General features: G+C 60.7%; 14 protein-coding genes and 7 pseudogenes. 10 read left to right on the plus strand and 11 right to left on the minus strand.

Annotation, left to right across the window (positions count from 1 at the left end; genetic code table 11):
- Positions 1-13: 13 nt before the first annotated feature.
- Positions 14-470, minus strand: a pseudogene (soxX, locus tag ACVWW1_RS16450) (sulfur oxidation c-type cytochrome SoxX).
- Between the two features lie 126 nt (positions 471-596).
- Positions 597-1,218 (minus strand): annotated as a pseudogene (locus ACVWW1_RS16455) (SoxW family protein).
- A 47-nt stretch (positions 1,219-1,265) separates the two neighbouring features.
- Between ACVWW1_RS16455 and ACVWW1_RS16460 the strand changes: the two are divergent.
- Complete coding sequence (locus ACVWW1_RS16460) at positions 1,266-1,985, plus strand: hypothetical protein (RefSeq protein ID WP_456656551.1); 720 nt, start codon at positions 1,266-1,268, stop codon at positions 1,983-1,985.
- A 3-nt stretch (positions 1,986-1,988) separates the two neighbouring features.
- Here ACVWW1_RS16460 and ACVWW1_RS16465 read toward each other — a convergent pair whose 3' ends face one another.
- Positions 1,989-2,720 carry a cytochrome c biogenesis CcdA family protein gene (locus tag ACVWW1_RS16465; protein WP_456656552.1) on the minus strand — a complete coding sequence of 244 codons (732 nt, stop codon included), beginning with the start codon at positions 2,718-2,720 and terminating at the stop codon, positions 1,989-1,991.
- 88 nt (positions 2,721-2,808) lie between these two features.
- On the opposite strand from ACVWW1_RS16465, the gene ACVWW1_RS16470 reads away from it, so the two are divergent.
- The 4 genes and pseudogenes from ACVWW1_RS16470 (at position 2,809) to ACVWW1_RS16485 (ending at position 5,536) form a co-directional block, all read left to right on the plus strand.
- Positions 2,809-3,213, plus strand: a complete 405-nt coding sequence (locus ACVWW1_RS16470) for a thioredoxin (RefSeq protein WP_456656553.1) — start codon at positions 2,809-2,811, stop codon at positions 3,211-3,213.
- A gap of 4 nt (positions 3,214-3,217) precedes the next feature.
- Complete coding sequence (locus tag ACVWW1_RS16475; RefSeq protein WP_456656554.1) at positions 3,218-3,568, plus strand: ArsR/SmtB family transcription factor; 351 nt, start codon at positions 3,218-3,220, stop codon at positions 3,566-3,568.
- A 73-nt stretch (positions 3,569-3,641) separates the two neighbouring features.
- Positions 3,642-4,728, plus strand: a pseudogene (locus tag ACVWW1_RS16480) (YeeE/YedE family protein).
- A 392-nt stretch (positions 4,729-5,120) separates the two neighbouring features.
- Positions 5,121-5,536: pseudogene (locus tag ACVWW1_RS16485) on the plus strand (DUF2000 domain-containing protein).
- A gap of 217 nt (positions 5,537-5,753) precedes the next feature.
- Here ACVWW1_RS16485 and ACVWW1_RS16490 read toward each other — a convergent pair.
- Positions 5,754-6,548 carry an enoyl-CoA hydratase/isomerase family protein gene (locus ACVWW1_RS16490; protein WP_456656555.1) on the minus strand — a complete coding sequence of 265 codons (795 nt, stop codon included), beginning with the start codon at positions 6,546-6,548 and terminating at the stop codon, positions 5,754-5,756.
- A 189-nt stretch (positions 6,549-6,737) separates the two neighbouring features.
- On the opposite strand from ACVWW1_RS16490, the gene ACVWW1_RS16495 reads away from it, so the two are divergent.
- On the plus strand, positions 6,738-7,247 hold the full coding sequence (locus ACVWW1_RS16495) for a chromosome partitioning protein ParB (protein ID WP_456656556.1): 510 nt from the start codon (positions 6,738-6,740) through the stop codon (positions 7,245-7,247).
- 453 nt (positions 7,248-7,700) lie between these two features.
- Here ACVWW1_RS16495 and ACVWW1_RS16500 read toward each other — a convergent pair.
- The 4 genes and pseudogenes from ACVWW1_RS16500 to ACVWW1_RS16515 form a co-directional block, all read right to left on the minus strand.
- A pseudogene (locus ACVWW1_RS16500) lies at positions 7,701-8,769 on the minus strand (fatty acid desaturase).
- Between the two features lie 15 nt (positions 8,770-8,784).
- The gene (locus ACVWW1_RS16505) at positions 8,785-9,093 is read right to left on the minus strand and encodes a GlsB/YeaQ/YmgE family stress response membrane protein (protein ID WP_456656557.1); all 309 of its coding nucleotides are present in this window, start codon (positions 9,091-9,093) and stop codon (positions 8,785-8,787) included.
- 441 nt (positions 9,094-9,534) lie between these two features.
- A complete protein-coding gene (gene groL, locus ACVWW1_RS16510; protein WP_456656558.1) occupies positions 9,535-11,178 on the minus strand; it encodes a chaperonin GroEL in 1,644 nt (547 codons plus the stop codon).
- Positions 11,179-11,319: 141 nt separating this feature from the next.
- Entirely contained in the window at positions 11,320-11,637 is a 318-nt protein-coding gene (locus ACVWW1_RS16515; RefSeq protein ID WP_456656559.1) for a co-chaperone GroES, read from the minus strand.
- 284 nt (positions 11,638-11,921) lie between these two features.
- Here ACVWW1_RS16515 and ACVWW1_RS16520 point away from each other — a divergent pair, with 284 nt between their 5' ends.
- Entirely contained in the window at positions 11,922-12,956 is a 1,035-nt protein-coding gene (locus ACVWW1_RS16520; protein WP_456656560.1) for an IS110 family RNA-guided transposase, read from the plus strand.
- A 567-nt stretch (positions 12,957-13,523) separates the two neighbouring features.
- Here ACVWW1_RS16520 and acuR read toward each other — a convergent pair.
- From acuR to ACVWW1_RS16535, 3 genes are all read right to left on the minus strand, one after another.
- Complete coding sequence (gene acuR, locus ACVWW1_RS16525; protein ID WP_456656561.1) at positions 13,524-14,156, minus strand: acrylate utilization transcriptional regulator AcuR; 633 nt, start codon at positions 14,154-14,156, stop codon at positions 13,524-13,526.
- A gap of 127 nt (positions 14,157-14,283) precedes the next feature.
- On the minus strand, positions 14,284-15,969 hold the full coding sequence (locus tag ACVWW1_RS16530) for an alpha/beta hydrolase domain-containing protein (RefSeq protein WP_456656562.1): 1,686 nt from the start codon (positions 15,967-15,969) through the stop codon (positions 14,284-14,286).
- A gap of 28 nt (positions 15,970-15,997) precedes the next feature.
- Entirely contained in the window at positions 15,998-16,516 is a 519-nt protein-coding gene (locus tag ACVWW1_RS16535) for a hypothetical protein (protein ID WP_456656563.1), read from the minus strand.
- Between the two features lie 378 nt (positions 16,517-16,894).
- Between ACVWW1_RS16535 and ACVWW1_RS16540 the strand changes: the two genes are divergently transcribed.
- From ACVWW1_RS16540 to ACVWW1_RS16550, 3 genes and pseudogenes are all read left to right on the plus strand, one after another.
- Positions 16,895-17,500, plus strand: coding sequence for a GNAT family N-acetyltransferase (locus tag ACVWW1_RS16540; RefSeq protein WP_456656564.1), 606 nt, complete (start codon positions 16,895-16,897; stop codon positions 17,498-17,500).
- A 78-nt stretch (positions 17,501-17,578) separates the two neighbouring features.
- Positions 17,579-18,397 (plus strand): annotated as a pseudogene (locus ACVWW1_RS16545) (IS110 family RNA-guided transposase); the annotation flags it as partial.
- Between the two features lie 408 nt (positions 18,398-18,805).
- A pseudogene (locus tag ACVWW1_RS16550) lies at positions 18,806-21,461 on the plus strand (arylsulfatase).
- Positions 21,462-21,587 lie beyond the last annotated feature (126 nt).

Below are 21,587 nucleotides of genomic sequence, written 5' to 3' on the forward strand. Positions count from 1 at the left end.
GTCCTCCTCGCCGTCAGTTCAGCGTCTTGAGAAAAGCAATGACGTCCTCGACCTGCGCGGCCGTCAGAATCGATTTGCCGACGAATTCGCCGCGCACCCGGCTCAAGCCGTCGTTCTTGAAGAATGCAGGCATGACCGTGTTGGTGAAGATGCGCTTGGGGTCGGCGACGATGGAGGCGCAATTGCGCCTCGGTATAGCGGCCGGCCACGCCGTCGAGCGACGGACCGAACTCGCCGTGGAATTCCTCGGATTTCAGGCTGGTGACCTGGTGGCAGGCGAGGCAGTTGCCGAGCGTGCGTGTCAGGAACACCTTCTTGCCCGCCTCGGCATTGCCGGGCGTGCCGGTCAACGACTTCGGGAGCGAGTCATTGATGATGTCGAGCTTGATCGGCTCCGCGGCCGGCTGCTGGGCAAGAACGCCTCCGGCCAACAGACACAGTGCAAACGCAGCTACAAGCGAGCGCCGCATGTTCCCTACCCTTATGACGGTGACGCCCGCCTTTGATTACGATGGACTCACAATCCATCAAATTCATCTATTAGGATATGTTCATATAATTGTCGCGTCAAGCGAAATTGGAAAAGACGCTCTCAGCTAGCCATTGGCGGCAAGGAAATCCCGGAACGAGCCGCGCTCATAGGCCCGCTCCCGCACGAAGCGAAACATCGCCAGGGAAATGCGTCGGCTTGAGATAGCCCGGTGCGCGCATAACCTCCCGCGCCATAGGGTCTTTTGCTTCGATACCGGCCGACGACGGCGGAAAGAACTGAAACGTCGGGGTGAACCTGATCCCGTATTTCTGGGCGAGATCCTTCTCGGATAATTCCTGGCCGTCGACATCCGTAACCTTACGGGAGCCGATCAGATTGAGCTGCAACACCTCGAAATTGTCGCGGATGTAGTTGGTGATGTCGGTATCGGCGAAATTCACCAGATGCGTCTCGCGGCAATAGGGACAGCCGCGCAGCTCCCACATGACGGCGAGGCGCTTGCCGCCGGCCGCGGCGCTTTCGAGGTCCTCGCGCAGATCTAGGAAGCTCTGCAGAAACCAGGGCTCGTGATAGAGCCCGTCTTCCCCGAGCGCCGGTTCGGCCACAGCTTCGCTCCTACCGATGCCCAGAGCGGCGCCGGATGCGATTGCGAGAAAACCGCGCCGCGTCGGCGTGCGAAGCGGCATCAGGGATTTATGCGTTGGAAGATCTTGCGCGTCGGTCATTTTCATTATGATATTCAAATACGCGAATGTGACAAGGATTTCTGATCTTGCGCTGCATCATCGTCCTGTTGGCATGGCTAGCTTCGCACGCGCTCGCCTTCGGCGCCGACGCTGACAAGCCTGCGGATTTCACATCGGCGATGGGGCCGATCATGGCCAATCTACGCAGCGCGGCGAGCTATGCGCGCACCGGAAACATTGCACTGGCGCAGATGGAGGCCGACGAGGCGGTAGTCGCGTGGAAGCGGCTCGAGCCAAACACGTCCGCTCCCCTGCCCGCTTACGCGCCGGCCGCTGTGTCGGATTTCCTCGACCGGGGACGCGAAAGTCTCACGGCGGCAACGCGTGCACTGGACAGTGGAGACGATGTCGCCGCCGGCCGCGAGCTGCTTTCACTTCGTCAGTCCTTTCACGAGCTCAGGCGCAATTCAGGCCTGTACGATCTCGGTGACTGCGTCTTCGAGATAGCCCCGGCGATGGAAAAGTTGCGGGTCGCGGCGACGCGGTACGGCGAGCAGCCGGCGCCTGCGAACTCCGAGGACACTGTCGCCGCCGCAAGCGCATTTCGCGATCGCCTGCAGCGCTGCAATGATTGGGCAGGTCCCGAGATCGCCGAAAAGAGCGAGTTCCGCCGCCTCATTGACGGCGCGATCGCAAGCAGCAGCGAGATTGCACATGCGGCAATGGCCGGCGACGGACCGCTCGTGCATCGCTACCTGATCGAGCTGCGGTCCTACGCCCAGCTGCTCGATTTCCGCTACGGTTAAGCATCAGCCGATGCTGGTGAGTCCTGGGAATCGCTCCAGCAGCCATTCCGAAACCGCGGGCATCAGGCCGGTCAGGAACATCAGACCGGTGGCGACTAGGAAGACGCCCATGGTCTTCTCGACCAGGCCGAGGTGACGACGCGCGCGGCCAAGCGCTGCAATGAACCTGCCGGTGAAGGCGGCCGCGATCAGGAAGGGAATGCCGGTCCCGACCGAATAGGCCAGCAGCAGCAGCGCCCCTCGTCCGGTCGTGTCCTCCGATCCCGCCATCAGCAGGACGGCGGCGAGAATGGGGCCCGCGCAGGGTGTCCAGCCGAACGCGAACGCCAGCCCCATGACGAAGGCCCCCGCCACGCCGGTCGGTCGGTTGTCGACCTGCACAGTCGCGCTGCGATAGAGCAGCGGAATCCTGAGCAGCCCCAGAAAATGCAGGCCCATGACGATGATCAGGCTGCCCGCGACGATGCCGAGGGTCGAAAGATGCGCGGAGATGAAGCGCCCCGCGATCGACGCGGTCGAGCCGAGCGCTACGAACACCAGCGAGAAGCCCGCCACGAAAGCCAGTGCGGAGACCAGGATGCGCGGCCGCAGGTCGGGCCTGCCTCCGGACAGATCGGTGACCGATACGCCGGCCATGTAGCAAAGGAAGGGCGGGACCAGGGGCAGGATGCAGGGCGACAGAAACGACAACAGCCCCGCGACAAAGGCCCCACCCAGCGTGACGTCCAAGGTCATTGCGCCTCATCCCTAGCACATATGCGAATTTAATGATATAAAGCGACAAGGTAGTCCAAAAGCAAGTCCAGAGATCCAATACGTGAGATTGAACGGAATCATCGCCCTGCTCGCAATCAATGTCGCGCTCGCGCTGCCCGCGACCGGTTCGCGCGCAGCCGAGCTCGTGATGTTCGAGCGGGCCGGCTGCGTGTGGTGCCCGCGCTTCAACGCCGAGATCGCGCCGATCTATGCCGAGACCGAGGAAAGCCAGGCCGCGCCGCTGCGCCGGGTCGACCTGAATAGCCCCCTGCCCGCTGATCTCGCCGGAATCGATCCTGGCGCCTTCACGCCGACCTTCGTCGTGGTAAAAGAGGGCCGTGAGATCGGGCGCATTCGCGGCTATCCGGGGGATGCCTTCTTCTTCGGCCTCTTGGACCGGATCCTGTCCCAAACAGGAGCGGAACCGGGCCAAGTCGTGAACGCTGTCGGGATTTTGCTCAGGGGAATTTGACGCGATGACATTGCCGAAGCTGAAGGAGATCGAGGGCTCCGCCGAACTCGAGCAGATGATCGAGAAGGCGCGCGAGGCGAGCGACATGCTCAAGGCGTTGTCGCATGAGTCCCGGTTGCTGCTACTCTGCATCCTCGCCGAGGGCGAGAAATCGGTGACCGAGCTTGAGCAGTTCCTGGGCGAGCGGCAGTCGACCGTCTCGCAGCAGCTCGCGCGGCTGAGACTCGATCGGCTGGTGACGACCCGCCGCGACGGCAAGGCGATCTACTACAGCCTCGCCAGCGAGGACGTCCGCAAGATTCTCATCGCCGTCTACGACGTGTTCTGCGAGCCAGTTCGCCGGCGCCGCCGGTAATTTTCCGCTCTGGCTTTTCGCCACCTGCCGGCGCAGACTGCCCGCGACGCAAAACGAACATCTTGCGGGAGGAATGCTGAGCCCTTCGACCATAGCGTTTGCATGCGGGCTTGCCGCCGGCGCCGTGCTCGGCGTCGCTGGCCGTGCGGGCCGCTTCTGCACGCTCGCGATGCTCGAGGATGCGTTCTTCGGAGCGGATTATCGTCGGCTGAAATCCTTTGCACTCGCTGCGGCCGTGGCGCTGCTTGCGACGCAAGCGCTCGCCGAATTCGGCATCGTCGATCTGTCGCGGTCGATCTATCTCACAGCATCGATCGGCTTGGGCGGTGCGATCATCGGAGGGCTAATGTTCGGCGTCGGCATGGCGCTGGTCGGCACCTGCGGCTTCGGCTCGCTGGTGCGCGTCGGCGGCGGCGATCTGCGCGCCATCGTCGTCTTTCTCGTGCTCGGCCTGTCGGCGCTCGCAACCATGCGCGGCGTGACGGGAATGCTCCGTGTGCTGTTCGTCGAGCCCTTGTCCCTGCGGCTGGGCGAGGGTACCAATCAGGCGCTGACATCAATACTTTGTCCCGGTGCTGGCGCTGCAACACGTGCGATCCTACGTCGCTTCCATCGCAACCGCACTCGTCGTTTGGGCGCTCGCAGACGGCAAACTCATCCGATCGCCGAGACTGCTTGTGTCCGGGTTTGCCGTCGGAGGTGCGATCGCGTTCGGTTGGTTCGCGACCGGGTGGCTGGCGGATGACGAGTTTGATCCCATCCGTGTCAGTTCGCTGACCTTTGTCGCGCCGCTCGGCGATAGCATCCTCTATGTTGCCACCTTCTCCGGCGCGCGGCTGAATTTCGGCATCGGCTCGGTCGCCGGCGTGGTCGCGGGCTCGTTTGCCGCGGCGATGCTTGCGCGCGGCTTCCGCTGGGAGGCTTGCGACGACGCCCGCGAATTGAAGCGTCACATGATTGGCGCGCTGCTGATGGGCGTCGGCGGCATAATGTCGATGGGATGCACCATCGGACAGGGCCTTACTGCATTCTCGACGCTGGCGGTTTCAGCCCCGATCACGCTACTGGCGATCGCGTGCGGCGCGCGACTAGGGCTGGAATTTACGATGACCGGCGAATGGCTGCCTGTAGTGCGAAGGCTATTCGGACCTTCGACCTAGCAGGTTCCGGGACGCGGCCTATCTTTTGTGGGAGCTCAGCGAATTGCGGAGTAGCTGCTCGGCTTTTGAATAGCGTGTGCGCTTGCTCTTTATCATCCGCTCGACCCTAGTGGCATGCTCTGGCCCTCGACATCACCGTGACGGACCTCAAGTTCAAACCTCACATGGGCGCCGCACCAGGATGAACTGTAGCGATGGTACTGGCGTTCTAGCGCTTCGATCCGCGAGTGCGAAATGACTGCTTAAGCGTTCGACGGTCTATGCAATAGATCTCGCCAGCCAGCTAGCGCCAGACATCTTGATCGAATGACCGCAGCAACGATCGGGGAAAGCTTCCCGCCAGGGAAGCATGGAGGTACTGGGACTTACCCGGCTGCAGGAATGATTTCCGAATGAATACCGTCGGCGCGCGCATCGCCATTATTGTGAATCCAGCCTTGCCGCTTGGGTTGATTGCGAACACAGTTGCGGCCTTGAGCATCGGTATCGGCGCCGCAGAGCCGGACCTTGGAGGAAACCTCTTGACCGACGGCAACGGGCTCACTGTCCGGACCAGTGCGAACCGTCCAGTACCAATTCTGCAAGCCACGCCCGAAGCGCTGTCCGCACTGCTGACGCGCGCGCAGCCATTGGCGAGCGGCGCCGTTTTGGTACCATTTCCGCAACGCCAGGGGGCTCCACCGCTTTGAGGACTATCTCGCCGAATTTCCGCTGCGCGCACTCTCGAACGACTATTGACGGCTTGGGCTTCTACGGGCCTGAAAAATGGGTTCGGTCGCTGACGGGCAATCTGAAGCTCTTGCGCTGAAGATAGCGCTCCGTCACGAGCCTGAGGACTGACCTCATCATGAGCTGGTCGTGCACCCTTGCGCCACGACGCCATCCCCCGCTCAAGCACAGCTTCAAAATGCTATCGTCAGGAGATTAAGACCTTTCAGCCCCTCGTGAGCCAAGTTTCAAGCTCACCGCGAGCAAGAGCGCCTCAAGTTTTGGCGTTGGCCTACCTCAAGGAAAGCCGTGTGACATTAGAGCTTCTGGATTTCGGCCGGTGGCCGGCCGGCCCGCAGGCCTTCCCGAGCCGAAGCTGTCCTCATCACGGTGGCAAAACTTTTGCGCTCGTCAGCCAGGCCTTCGGCCAACGGACGGTCGAGAGCTGACCGGGTAAGGCGCTTGGCAAAGGCCAGGCCTTCGGCACCTCGGCTCGATAGCTCAGCGCCGATCTCAAGGGAACGCGCGAGCGGATCGGCGACAACCTCATGCACAATACCGATTTCGTGCGCGCGCAGTCCCGTCACCGTCAGGCCACAGAGGATCATCTCGAGCGCCCTGGCCTCTCCAACTATCCTGGGCAAACGCTGTGTACCGCCACCGCCGGGAAAGATGCCGATGCGCGTTTCCGGAAGTCCGATCGCCGTGACTGTGCTCCCGGCGATGCGTAGGTCGCATGCCAGCGAAAGCTCGAAGCCTCCCCCCATGCACAGGCCATTGATAGCCGCAATGACCGGTTTGTCGACGGCTGCAATCGCGTCCGTCAGCGCGTGGAAACCAGGTGGTCGAGGACCAGGCGACGACGGGGCGCGAGGCGCTCCGCGCTCAATCGCATCCGCGGCCTCAGAGAGTTCTTCAACGTCGTAGTGACGGATGAAGATGCCGGGTATGCCCCCTGTAATGACAATGACCCGCACCGATGGGGCTATCCCTGCAGCGGTGACCGCATCGAACATCTCGGCCGCCCCGGCGGCCGTCATGGTGCCGAACGGGGCGTTAGCATAGGTGATGACACGGACCGCGCCGTGATCCTCGGTGGAAACAAGGGACATAGCCTACCCTCACCACAACGGTTCGCCGGACCGTCACGCGTCGGCGGTGCACCGCCCAGAATGCGCTCGGGCCCCGGACCGATCAAGACTTGGTCCGCTAATATTGCCATTGCAGCCGAGCGGATCAGCCCTAAACTCGTGCTTCCTCGGCATGCGTTTCCGACGGGCCTGTACAGCGGAGTAGAAGCTATGCCCCAACCGGAAAGCTTCCCAATCGAGAAGATCTACGTTCCCGTGAAAAGAAAGAAGGCAATCAAGCCTCAAGTCGTCGAGGAGATCGCTGGAAGTATTCTGGAAATCGGACAACAAACCCCCATTCTCGTCAGGACCGACGAAGACCGCTTCGTTCTGATCGAGGGACTACATCGGCTAGAAGCTTGCAAGGCACTTGGAGAGACGACGATTGTGGGCATTGTGGTCTCGGCGGAGCTGGCTCAGCAAAGCACGCTCTTGTCCGAGGGACCCGAAGCAGACGCAGAACGCGACAAGATGGCGCGTTTGAGAAAGCTGCGTCTCGAGAAGGAAGCTGCAGAGAGATCGATTGATGCCTTGAACAAGACGGATACTGAGCGAGCCCGCTCGACAAGTGGCGCGCGCGAGAACCCGCGAACATCGCCAAGCCGCGCTTCGGGACCGACGCCGAAAAAGACGTTGTCGGAGTGGATCGCGCAGCAAAAGCGCGACGGCGGCCATTATTGACTGCCCGCTTTCGGTCCTGCGCATCCAATATCATCTATCCGACGGATTTCTTTGATCTCCAGGTGCACATGTCGTGCACGCGCTAGCTTCTAATCGATTGAAATACTTAAACTCTCACTCCAATCCATCATAGTCAGCGTGAGCTATCTCCAGCAAGCGACATCCAATGTGTGAATGCCCTCCCCGGCTGGATGCTCGAGTTCCTACGACGGTCCAACTCCGGCGACACACTAGTGACTGCGTGCCGCGGATATAGCGAACAAGATGTCGCTTCAGTTCTCGGCTGTCCGCGGCAAGCGTGAAATCCCCCCTCTCGCTGCGGGATAGAGAGCAACTTGCACCGTCTCAGAGCAGCGAGTCAGGTAGGGCCGTCGGGGCTGGAAGGTCAGAGCCCGCGCACTGCCGAGACCACCAGGTGGGAGCTCACTGGCGTACGAGACCCCGACTGGTGCGTCAGCGGTCGATACCAAAATTCGATGTGAATACAGGCGTCTGGTTGTTGCCCCCTTCAAGCAGCAGGGCAATCTCCAGCTCTCGAAACGAAATGAGGCGTCGCCCAGTCTCGTCCCACAGAGCCCTCCCCACGCACTGCAAACTTTGCGGCAGGGTGATCCGTCCAATGGCAGCGAGTTCCGGATGATCTCGCAACACGTCCGGCAACCGATAGCAAGGGATTCGGCTGCACAAATGATGGACGTGGTGGACGCCAATGTTAGCCGTGAACCAGCGCAACACAGCTGGCAAGTAATAGTGCGAACTGCCATGTAGCGCAGCTTCGTGAAGACTCCAGGCGCCGTCATGGGACCAGGTGGTGTCCTCGAACTGGTGTTGGACATAGAACAGCCAGACACCAATCGACGCCGCCAAAACCATGATCGGCAAATGCACCAGAAGGAAGGGCCCAAAGCCGATCAGCCGGAATCATCGCGGCGGCCAGGATCGCGATGGCGGCGTTCGTGCCCATCGTACTTAGCCAGGGCTTCCAGCCGCTTCGCATCATCCCGATCGGCAAGCGGTGCCGCAAGATAAACAGATAGGTGGGACCCAAGCCAAACATTACGATCGGATGCCGGTACAGACGATAAAGCAGCTGACGCCATCGGGACCGTTCGAGAAACTCGCTCACTGTCAATGTGTCGATGTCGCCGAATCCTCGATGATCGAGATTACCCGAACTCGCGTGATGGAGGGTGTGGTTACGTCGCCAGTAATCGTACGGAGTGAGGGTCAAGATCCCGATGGTTCGGCCGACCCAATCGTTGACGCGCCGGCCGTGGAAGAACGATCCGTGGCCGCAGTCGTGCTGGATCATGAAGAGACGGACGAGGAAACCGGCTCCGGGTATCGCCAGCAGAAGCCCAATCCAGTAGCCGTGGTCAAGAGCCGCCCACATCAAGACCCAGATCGCGAGGAAAGGCACGGCCGTAATCACCAGCTCGAATACGCTGCGCGCGCTGTTCGGTTCGCGATAGCGGGCAAGCAGGCGTGCCAACGAGCGGCTTTCTGGTGGGCTACGGACCATGCCTTCCGACCGCATTTACCACCGGCGCCGCCGCCAGGGTCCGTCCCAGCCTCCAGCCCATCGGCTTCTTCCGCGGACCAGTCTGATGATCAGAAGCAGCAACACCGCGCCAATCGCGGCACTCATGATCGCTGAGACGATACCCAAACCGAAATGGATTCCGAGTTGCGGAAACAGCCAGCTCGCAATGAAGGCGCCCGCGATTCCCACGATGAGGTCGCCAACGAGGCCAAAGCCAGTCCCGTGGTCGAGCTGGCCAGCAAGCCAGCCGGCGGCGACGCCGACAACCAAGATGACGAGAAGGCTTTCGCCGGACATGTTCATCTTTGCGCCCTCACGATCCGACAGTCACGTTATGAAGCTACCGCGCTTGCGCAGGATAGCCTCGAGCGGCGACAGATACTGTGCAATATTGCTCAGACATCATTTGTTCTGGCGGAACAAGTTGACCGCTCCGCGCAAACAAATGTGCAATTTTGCTCGGCGATGGCGGATGATAGCCCGTATATGTGTCGTCAGGCTTCTTCCGGACTTATGCGACCAATCCGATCGGCAATCGGCCAAGTCTCGATCTGATCTATCAGACAGCCGCGGCGGTGCACTCGCAAAGTCGAAAGCTACGAATCGATGGGTGCAGATTTCAGGTGGGTCTCCTCCGGATCAAGTAGAGTAGCGATCTCACTGGTCGAGATTGACGTATAGCCAGTACAGAAGGCCCAGCATCGCTGCCGAGCCATCTTATTGTTGAGCTCCGAATGTTCGGAGTTAGAAGTCCATGCCACCCATTCCGCCCGCACCCGGAGGCATGCCGCTGCCACCCGCGTTCTTCTTCGGCACTTCGGCCACCATGGCTTCGGTAGTGATCAGAAGAGCCGCCACCGAGGACGCGTTTTGGATCGCCACCCGAACCACCTTGGTCGGATCGATGATGCCCTTCGAGATCAGGTTGCCGTATTCACCGGTCTGCGAGTCGAAGCCGTACGAGTACTGATCCTTTTCGAGGATCTTGCCGACGATCACCGAACCGTCCTCACCCGCGTTGATCGCGATCTGGCGGGCCGGGTAGGACAATGCCTTGCGCACGATCTCGACGCCGGTCTTCTGGTCGTCGTTCTTGGTGCGAATGCCCTTGAGGTGCTCGGAAGCACGGAGCAGGGCGACGCCGCCGCCCGGGACGATGCCTTCCTCGACAGCCGCGCGGGTCGCATGCATCGCGTCATCAACGCGATCCTTGCGCTCCTTCACCTCGACTTCGGTCGCGCCGCCGACGCGGATCACCGCGACGCCGCCTGCGAGCTTGGCGAGACGCTCCTGCAGCTTCTCACGGTCGTAGTCCGAGGTGGTCTCCTCGATCTGCGCCTTGATCTGCGCCACGCGAGCTTCGATGTCGGCCTTCTTGCCGGCGCCGCTGACGATCGTGGTGTTCTCCTTGTCGATCATCACCTTCTTGGCGCGACCGAGCATCTGCAGCGTGACGTTCTCGAGCTTGATGCCGAGGTCTTCCGAGATGGCCTGGCCGCCGGTCAGGATCGCGATGTCCTGCAGCATGGCCTTGCGGCGATCGCCGAAGCCCGGAGCCTTGACGGCCGCGACCTTCAGGCCGCCACGCAGGCGGTTGACGACGAGGGTGGCAAGCGCCTCGCCTTCGACGTCTTCAGCGACGATGACCAGTGGCTTGCCGCTCTGCACCACGGCTTCCAACAAGGGAAGCAATTCATTCAACTGAGATAGCTTCTTCTCGTTGATCAGGACGTAGGCATCTTCCATCTCAACGCGCATCTTGTCGGCGTTGGTGACGAAATAGGGCGAGATGTAGCCGCGGTCGAACTGCATACCCTCGACGACTTCCAGTTCGGTCTCCAGCGACTTGGCTTCCTCAACCGTGATCACGCCCTCGTTGCCGACCTTCTTCATGGCGTCGGCGATGAACTTGCCGATCTCGGCATCGCCGTTGGCGGAGATGGTGCCGACCTGGGCGATCTCCTCGTTCGAGGTGACCTTCTTGGAGTTCTTGACGAGGTCGGCGACCACGGCTTCCACCGCCAGGTCGATACCGCGCTTCAGGTCCATCGGGTTCATGCCGGCGGCAACCGACTTGGCGCCTTCACGGACGATCGCAGCTGCAAGCACAGTCGCGGTGGTGGTGCCGTCGCCGGCCGCGTCAGCGGACTTGGAGGCGACTTCGCGCACCATCTGGGCGCCCATGTTCTCGAACTTGTCCTCGAGCTCGATCTCCTTGGCGACAGTGACGCCGTCCTTGGTGATGCGGGGAGCGCCGAACGACTTCTCGAGCACGACGTTGCGGCCCTTGGGACCGAGTGTCACTTTCACCGCATTATGGAGAATGTCGACACCGCGCAACATACGATCCCGGGCATCGACGCCGAATTTGACTTCTTTGGCTGACATAATGATCTCACTTTTCGACTGGTCAGGTCCCGAAGTTCGCGCGACTTGGCGGGTCCTTGAGGGCTGAAGACTTGAATGACGACCTCATCCTTCGAGATGCCGATTGCGCCTACCCCTATAATAAGGAAACGGGCTAAACGCTTAAGCGGCCTTCTTCTTGGTGGCGGGAACGTCGGTGAGGACGCCCATGATGTCACCCTCCTTCATGATCAGGAGGTCGACACCGTCGATCTTGACCTCGGTGCCCGACCACTTGCCGAACAGGACGCGGTCACCGACCTTGATGTCGATCGGGATCAGCTTGCCGGCCTCGTCACGGCCGCCCGGGCCGACGGCGATGACTTCGCCCTGGGAGGGCTTTTCCTTGGCAGTGTCCGGAATGATGATGCCGCCTGCGGTCTTCTCTTCGGCGTCGATGCGCTTGACCACCACGCGGTCGTGGAGCGGACGAAATTTCATGCGATCCTCCTTGGATTTTGTGATTTATTTTTCTGGATTGGCAGTCGCAATGAGCGAGTGCTGGCCGCTCTTCACATAAGCCTACAACACTGGCCCGCAAGGGCTTCGGCCCAGGATGTTAGACTTTACCTCGAGTCCCTTGAGCACGAGGCCCTAGACTAGTCTAGATGCGGTAATGGGCCCTGCTCCGAGCAAGGGGGCATGACGGTGGCTGTCCCCCGATAGATGATCAAACGGGGTCACGACGTGAGTCGGCCCCAAGCATCTGGAGACGGAGGACAGCCGTGGAGAACTATGCCGGAATCGATGTGTCATTGGAACTGTCGAGCGTTTGCGTTGTGGATGCCCAGGGTAAAATCCTGAAGGAGGCGAAGGTCGCCAGCGAACCCGACGCCTTGGTTGAATTTTTTAAGACGCTCGGCTTTGCAGTGAAGCGGATCGGGCTGGAGGCTGGGCCGCTGTCGCAATGGCTGCATGCGGGCCTGAAAGATGCAGGCTTCGAAACGGTTCTGCTGGAAACGCGGCACGTGAAGGCTGCACTATCGGCGATGACGGTCAAGACGGATCGCAAGGATGCCCGCGGGATAGCCCAGTTGATCCGGATGGGATGGTTCCAGCCGGTACACGCAAAGTCGGCCGGTGCACAAGAGATCCGGGCACTCCTGATCGCACGCAAACAGCTTCTCGGACGGCTGATCGATGTGGAATTAAGTATCCGGGGGATTTTGCGTGGCTTCGGTCTGAAGGTTGGCCCGGTGACGCGAAGGAATTTCGAAGCGCGGGTCCGAGAGTTGGTTGCGGGGCAAGCGACATTGGAGCGCATTGCCACAGCGATGCTTTCGGCCCGATCGGCCTTGAAGGTCGAGTACGGAAGGCTACACAAGACTGTGCTGGCAATTGTGCGTGACGATGTAGTCTGTCGCCGGCTGATGACAGTACCAGGCGTTGGTCCCCTGGTGGCAATTACTTACAAATCGGCGATTGATGACCCTCATCGCATCGTAAAATCGAAGGCAGCGGGCGCGCTGTTCGGGCTCACGCCAAAGAAGTACCAATCGGGAGAAAAGGACGTCACAGGCGGGGTCACGCTGGCCGGCGACGAAACGGTTCGCACAGCGTTGTATGAAGCCGCCAACGTTCTGCTATCGCGCGTCACGCGGTTCTCAAAACTGAAGCGCTGGGGGATGGACGTCGCCAAGCGGCGAGGCTCGAAGCGCGCAAAGGTCGCCTTGGCACGCAAACTCGCAGTGATCCTGCATCGGATCTGGGTCGACGGCACGACTTATCGATGGAGTGACGCCGGCTCGATTGCAGCATAGAAGACGTGGAGGAGATCAAGAACGCAACCGGGATGAACTGAAGCCCGGTGCCCGAAGTCCCGTCGCCGGGACGGTGGATCCGGTGAAGCCGTTACACGGCCAGTGGTCGTCATCTGACAAACCACGCGTATCTAGATAGGCTCACCGCTCCCTCTGACAGCATGATGTGGCGGCCAGGCGTTGACCACGGACAGAAGCATGAGCTCGGCGACGAGACGTTCACTCGGGAGGCTTGACATCATCGTGCCCATTACAGAAGGCCCCGTACTCGTAAACCGACGGCGATGTCCGCTGTCCTCCGATCCCGACCGCCCTTGTGCAACTGCAGCAAATGTCGCGATGGGCCCAGAAGCCGACATTTATTCAGATCAACTCGGGGATGCGCTTGCAAAACCAAGAATTCGACAACCTGAGCGCCGTTTGCCACGGGCATGAGATCGATCAGCTCAACGGGATGTTCTAGATCGGCAGGCTCTCGGAGCACGAGCGGCTGATCAAGCCGGTTGAAATGATGGCGCGGAGATAGTGTGGTGGATTGTGCCTTCGGCCATCTACACGAAAAACGACTCATTCACCGAGGAGCTTGAAAAAGCCCTTTGAGAAGGAATGAAGCGGTTCGGAACGGCGTTCGAGTTTGGCGCGAAGAACCGCGCCCTCCCAACCGATCCAGAAGAACTCGGCAAGCCAGTCGCAATCTTGGTTGGAAGAGATTGCACCAGTAGCCTGGGCAGCTCTCAAGCACTTGGCAGTGCGCTGCTGCCAGTCGATGAACACATCGAACAGCTGCTGGCGAAATGATTGTGGCAGTACGCTCATCTCCTGCCCAAGATTGCCCACCAAACAGCCTCGCGCATAACGGAAGCGCTTCATGGCGGACGTAGCATCGTCGGAAAAACCTCTGAGCCTCTCGAGCGGGGGATGCTGCTCGTTCAGGAAGAAGCTGTCGAGCTTCCGCGAAAAGTAGCCAGCGTAGCTGTCGATCAGCTCCGCTCCAAATGCCTCTTTGCTCGGAAAGTAGTGGTAGAACGACCCCTTTGGCACGTCGACGCTCCGCAAGACTTCCTCGATCCCCGTCGCGGAATAGCCCTTCTCCGTCAGCATAACGACACCTGCACGGACCAGCGCGTCACGGGTCGCGCTGGTGCCGGCAAGTTCCTTAGGAGGTCGCCCGCGACGGCGGCGAGGCAGCGTCTTGCTCATGCAGACCGTAATAGACCGATCGTCTAGGAGAAGCAAACTGCCCGTGATGCGGCGTTCTGCAATTGGCAAAGACCCTCTCACTCCATCCACTAATTCGGTGGCAGGCCTAGGCTCCGGCTTGGCTCACTCAACGTGGCTCGGCATTCGTTGGTGCGGGCGCGAACAGGTTAGTCGACGCGGCTTCCTGAACGATCACTGCCGCGTCTTCCGGCAGCAGAAACCCACGCGCCAGCAGATCCTGGGCGGCGATCCGGATCCGGTTCACGTAATCGTCGCGGCCGTGATAGCGCTCTTCGATCGACGGGCGGGCGTCACCGGTACGCTCTCGTTCCGCTTTCGTCGCTGCGAATGGCGAGAAGGACCCGATCAGCATGCAGGTGAATGTCTGCGGCTGGTTCTGGGCGCCATTGGTGCCGGTCGGCACCGCGACATCCGGCAGCCGCACGCCGCCGAGCGCATTGCCGTCCTGATCGCGCTTCGGCACTTGTATCACTGCGGCGGAAAGCCGAGTCGGGGCGCGCAGCGCAGGTAGCTCGCCGCCCGCAGCTTCAAGCGACATCAGTTCGCTGGCGGGCGGCTTGGTGCCGCGGCTTACCCAGGCATCAAGGTGCAGCAGGAGGGCCCGCGACAGCGGCGACCAATCGAGGCGGCCCGGCGTCAGTGTGCAGGCCGGTGCCTTGGGGGCGGGTACATGTGGGCCTCCCGCGATATCGTACATCCGCACATTGGCGGGCAGTGGCTGATCCGCGGTTCCGGACGCGCCCGTGCGGCCAAGCGAAGCGCGCAGCGAATAGTAGTCCGTGGTGGAGCTCACGAGGATCATCCTCGGAGGCACCTCGCCGCGCGCCTCGACCTTGGCCGTGATCTCCCCGATCGTGAGCGGTCCGTCATTCACGCCGGGAAAATCCGGGTTGTCGAATGTGGGAGCCCCCTCGGCGCTCGACATTGGTCCAAGGCCCGTCTGCAGGATCGGAAGTAGGCCAGCGGCCGAGACGAACACATGCATTCCGTCGAAAACGCGCCGGTTGCCCATCATGTTGAAGCCGTTCAGGAGAAAGGTTTTCAGGAATCGTCCATCCTGGGACCTGCCGCTCGCGAGCACGCGGTCGATAACTCCCTTGAGCGGGTTGGGCGTTCCACCCTTGTCAGAAGCTGCATGCGCGAAGAAATCCGCGGCATCGCGGACGATCGCAAAGCCCACTCCCTCGACGAAGCGTGTCTTGCCATCGGCGTCGGCGAACGAAGGCAGGTCCGTACCCTGTCCAAGCTCCCAAAAAACCTCCGCAACCGCGAAACCATGGTCCTGAAGAAAGCCGGTGCCCTGCTCCAGCGTGCCCGGGAGAAACCGCACGTCGCGTGGCGAGTTGTAGATCGCCTCAGCCCAGACTTGCCCGCGGTTGGGTACGTCCACCAGCAACGCGCCGTTTTCCCCGCTGGGAGCCTCCGGCATCATGAGAATGATCTTCGCCGCGTAGTCGACGCGCCCGCGTTCATTGCGCGGCGCCTTGACGATCCCCGGGATGGCCTCTTGCGGCGATAGGTCGCCGCGGATCTTGCCCTGCCAGATCACATAGTCGCCGGCGCGAAATGTGCCGTAAGGCTGCTTCGACGTGAACTCGATCCGGGTAACTTCTGCGCTCACTGGCCGCGCCGTCGAGATCAGGCTGAACAAGCAAAACAAGAACATCACAATTCGCCCGTTTCGACGGTGCGGCATGGGAATTCTCCATAGGGGATAGCGGCTGGTTTCGAGCATTTTTTGATCACGACACGCCGCATCAGAACGGACATGATGGACCGGCAACTTTTTCACCGGTCCATCGCCTATCGCGAAGGCCTTCTCACTCCATCCAATAGTCGATGTCCGTCTGATTGGCATTGATGCCGGCCTTCGGCTCGGACGGGCCATGACTGCTGACGATGCCACGCATTCTGGCGAGGCTACCCGTGCCACCGGTAATGACGCCCGATGTCATGTTCGTAAGCTTCCCATCTCCACTGCTTTGAGCGACCAGAGATGTCCTGACAAAAAACTTCTCCCCGTTCTCCAGTATCCAAACGTTGTAGATGAGAGCCGGACCGTTGTTGTCGATGTAGTCCGACATGCCGCGTGTCCACTGCTCCTTCAACCTCGATCCGTTGATGAGGGGGGCATCGTCACCATAGGTCCGCCGAATTTCGAAGAGCCGAGCTTGATGTCCCGGAATGTCGCCAACGTCGATGACGTGTTGTTGCGTGTATACCGTCTGAATTGCCGGCGTATCATAGCTGACGTGGTTCTTTTGCTGCGCAATGGCCACCGGCGCGGTTAGAGCCATTGCGAGAGTGATCGTCATTCCAAGCGCGATATTGCGAAACATGCGAGATCTCTCATGCTGAATCCACCCAACCGTGAAGGTATGGGCGGACGTTGTTTGTCGAAGATTCCCTCATCAACCGGTCAGCGGTAGCGACCGAGCCCCAACCAAAGCTGATTTCACCGCGCTTTTCTGAGGTGCCATAAATTAGACCGATCGTCTAGTATTCGGCTTGGCTGCAAGCGATTTCGTCCATCAATCTTTTTTGACAGCGCGTTGTCGGACAAGGCTTCTGCCCGCTAAGCCGGTCATTGCGGTGCCCGACGCGGAGGTCAGCTACCGGCAAGGAAGGGACATAATCGATTGGTGGGCGTACCCTTGCAGTTTAACGGCTCAACGGTAGCTTTGCAGGAATGCTAACTCTTGGGATAGAGGCAAAAGTTGAACTCGGATATCTCACGTAGTCTGGGAACTGATCGCCTGTGTCTTCGTGGTGCCTTGACTGACGATGCATCGGCGATGAATGCAGCAGTCATCGAGAGCTGGGTCGAACTTTCACGTTGGATGGAGTGGGCGCAAGGGGCAAAGCCCACCATCCAAGACACGATCGAGCAAATCAATAAACGAGAGTCCGATTTCGAAAATCGCTCCGAATTTCGGTTTTCAATTTTTGAGAAACGCGCTGGTATCTTCATTGGCAATTGTTCGCTTCTTCGGCTCGACTGGACCGTTCCGCGAGGCGAGATCGGCTACTGGTGCGCCACAAACAGGGTTGGGCAGGGCTACATCACTGAAGCTGTATTGGCACTGACCAAATTCGGTTGGTCTTTCTTTGTGCGGGTCGAAATCCGTTGTGATGCTAAGAATTTGCGGTCACGCGCTGTGGCAGCGGGCTGGCTTCGCCTTGGAGGGCGTTCTGAAGAACGATTGCCGCAATCCGCAGGGAGCTTTTCGAGATGGTTGTGTCTTTGCCCAAGCAGCTCGCAGCGTCGAAATGACCTCATAGGCAGAGCAAGGATTTCCGACGTGGCTCCGACCACGTCTTAGGGCTGGGATCGTCCGGCCGTGCTCCTGCCCCGCCAGCAAGCGAAGCTGGCAAGGGGCGCCAAAGACAAGGAGCACGCCATGTCTGAGACACCCAATACCGCACTCGCCGTGATCGGCATCGATATCGGTAAGAACTCGTTCCACGTCGTGGGCCACGATGCGCGCGGGGCCATCGTGCTACGGCAAAAGTGGTCGCGTGGCCAAGTGGAAGCGCGGCTCGCCAACTTACCGCCCTGCCTGGTCGGCATGGAGGCCTGCGTCGGCGCACATCACCTGAGCCGCAAGCTCGCATCGCTTGGTCACGATGCCAGGTTGATGCCGGCCAGATATGTTCGCCCCTACAGCAAGGGACAGAAGAACGACTTCAACGATGCCGAAGCGATTGCCGAAGCCGTGCAGCGTCCGACGATGAAGTTCGTGGCGACCAAGACCGCGGAGCAACTCGATCTGCAGGCGCTGCATCGGGTGCGCGAGCGGCTGGTGTCGCAACGCACCGGCATCATCAACCAGATTCGCGCTTTTATGCTGGAACGCGGGATCGCCGTGCGCCAGGGTATCGGCTTCCTGCGCACGGAACTGCCTACCATCCTTGCGACGCGCACCGATGCCCTGTTGCCACGCATGTTGCGTGTTATCGAGGAGTTGGCAGGCGACTGGCGCCGGCTGGATCAGCGCATCGATGGCCTATCCGGCGAGATCGAAGCACTGGCCCGTCAAGATCAGGCATGTTCGCGCCTGATGACGGTGCCCGGCATCGGGTCGATCATCTCCAGCGCCATGGTGGCCGCGATCGGCACTGGAGACGTATTCTCCAAAGGCCGTGACTTCGGCGCCTGGCTCGGACTGGTGCCCAAGCAGATCTCGACCGGAGACCGCACCATCCTCGGCAAAATCTCCACCGGTCGGCTGGAACACCTGGCTGACGTTCTCGATCTCCGAAGCCGTACCAACCGCGGCGCAGCCGACCAACCATATGGTGAGGAAATAGCTGCCTTCTGCCGATGGGCGGAGATAATGCTCGAAGAACGTGAAAACGCGATCTCGGCAACGATCTTGCCTTATCGTGCGGCCTTGGCAATTTGGGGCACCTCGAAAAACTCTCTCGTCGTGACGACCTCCGTGCACCGATGCCGGCACGCATCATCTAGGTCCCCTGTGCACGATAGCGTCAGTGAACCTCACACACCTTGGGTTTTCTCGAGGCCGAACGGGCCACGGCCGGACTGTCTTGATCCACATCAACAGGGAGACCGGAGAGGCAGTTCACACTTGATCCTTCAAACCGAGTTCAGGGAGTGAACGAAGATGCCTGTCTCTCACCGGCTCCTCACCGGGACACTTCTCTGCCTCGCAAGCTCGCTCATCTGCGCCGGCCAAGCGCCAGCGCAACAGGTTACGGGCACCCCGGGTTCGCCCAGTGCGACCTCGACCATCACCGGACAGCAGCTCCCGCCGCCCGATCCGAAGTTCGGCGGTACGATCAAGGACGACGCCCTACAGTCGAAGCCCTGGTGGCCGCCGCGTGTCACGCCGCCCAACGGCGCGCCCAACGTGCTGCTGATCATCACGGACGACGCCGGCTTCGCGGTGCCGAGCACCTTCGGCGGTGTCATCCCGACCCCCACCATGGATCGGATCGCAAATGAGGGCTTGCGCTACAACCGCGTCTTCTCCACCGCACTGTGCTCGCCGACGCGCGCCGCGCTGATCACCGGACGTAATCACCATTCGGCGGGCTTCGGCGTGGTCGCGGAGCAGTCGACCGGCTATCCGGGCTACAACAGCATCATCGCCAAGGACAAGGCGACGATCGGGCGTATCCTGCTCGACAACGGCTACGCGACGTCCTGGTTCGGCAAGGACCACAACACGCCAATCTACACGGCGAGCCAGGTCGGTCCATTCGACCAGTGGCCGACCGGGATGGGCTTCGAGTATTTCTACGGATTCGTCGGCGGCGACTCCAACCAGTGGGAGCCGAACCTCTTCCGCAACACAACGCAGATCTATCCGTTCCAGGGCAAGGAGCCGGGGAGCTGGAACCTGATCACGGCGATGGCGGACGACGCCATCGACTGGATGACGCGGATGCATCAGACCGATCCGTCGAAGCCGCTCCTCATCAAATACGCCCCTGGCGCCACGCATGCGCCTCACCACCCGACCAAGGAGTGGGTGGACAAGATCAGCGCGATGCACCTGTTCGACGACGGTTATGAGAAGCTGCGCGAACGCATCTTGGAGAACCAGAAGCGGCTCGGCGTGGTCCCGGCGGACACCAAGCTGACACCATGGCCCAAGGAGCTGCTGAAGCCGTGGGACCAGCTCAGCGCGGAAGAGAAGAAGCTTTTCGTTCGCCAGGTTGAGGTCTTCGCCGCCTTCGCCGCTTATAGCGACCACGAAATCGGTCGCGTGATCCAGCAATTCCAGGATCTTGGCCGGCTCGATAACACGCTCGTCATCTACATCAACGGCGACAACGGCACCAGCGCCGAGGGCGGACCGCTCGGCACGCCCAACGAGGTCGCGTGGTTCAACGGCGTCTCGGAAATGCCCGTCAAGGAGCAGATGAAGTGGTACGACGTGTGGGGCACCGACCAAACCTACAACCACATGTCGGCCGCCTGGTCGTGGGCGTTCGACACACCCTTCGACTGGTTCAAGCAGGAACGCCTCAAGGCTCGGCGGCATCAACCAGAACATGGTCGTGTCGTGGCCGGCGCGGATCAAGGACAAGGGCGCCCTGCGCGAGCAGTTCATTCACGTCATCGACGTCCTGCCGACGATCCTCGAGGCCGCCGGCGTCAGCGCGCCCGAGATGGTCGACGGCATCAAGCAGGCGTCAATCGAAGGCACGAGCTTCGCCTATACGTTCGACGCAGCGAACGCGAAGGTCGCCTCGCACCACAAGACCCAGTACTTCGAAATGATGGGCCAATGGGCGCTCTATGACGACGGGTGGATGCTCTCCACCAAGGTCAACCGTGCGCCTTGGGAAGCCTTTGGGCCTGCCAACCCGGATCCGCTCAATAACCAGGTCTTCCAACTCTACAACCTGAATAAGGACTTCAGCCAAGTTGATGACATCGCCGCGCAAAATCCGGAGAAGGTCAAGGAGATGCGGCAGAAGTTCCTCGCGGAAGCTAGGAAGTACCAGGTCTTCCCGATGGACGCCTCGGTCGCCGCCCGCATGATCGCACCGCGGCCGAACATCACGGCAGGCCGCAAGGAGTTCGTGTACACGCGGCCGATGACGGGATTGCCGCAGGGGGATTCGCCCGCGATCCTCAATGCCTCCTACACGATCACGGCTGACATCGAAGTTCCGCAGGGCGGCGCCGAGGGCATGATTCTGACCTCGGGCGGACGCTTCGCCGGCTACGGCTTCTACCTCTTGCAGGGCAAGCCCGTCTTCTTGTGGAATCTGGCCGATCTCGAACGCATCAAGTGGGAGGGCTCTGATGCGCTCTCGCCAGGCCGGCACATCGTCGAGTTCGACTTCAAATACGACGGTATCGGCGCCGGCACGCTCGAGTACAACAACTTCAGCGGCCTCGGCCAGTCCGGCACCGGCACCCTGAAGGTGGACGGCAAGGACGTCGCAACGAAGAAGATGCCGAAGACGCTGCCGATCACCCTGCAATGGGACGAGAGCTTCGACATCGGCTCCGACACGCTGACCAGCGTGAACGACGCCGACTACAAGCCGCCGTTCGCATTGACCGCCAAGCTCGACAAACTGACGATCAAGGTCGATCGCCCGCAACTGTCGCCCGCCGACATCAAGAAGCTGACGGCAGGGATGCAGGCAGCGAGCGACGGACCCGTCGGAGAGGATCTCAATTTGGTCCAGAAAATCGAAATGCGGCTCGACAAGAGAGAAGATTGCCGAAAGCAGGCTGACGCAAAGAAGCTTGATCCTGTCGAACGCATCGGCTTCGTGCGGGAATGCATGAAGTAATCACGCGCTGAGAACAAGGAGCAAAGGGGCCGTTTACAGGCCCCTTTTCACCGCAGAGGGCGCGCGGCGCAGTCCATCTATCCTTGCCGAGCCCCCGGTTCGCGGTCAGATTGAACCGCAAGCATA

The organism is Bradyrhizobium sp. JR3.5 (genome assembly GCF_054057015.1).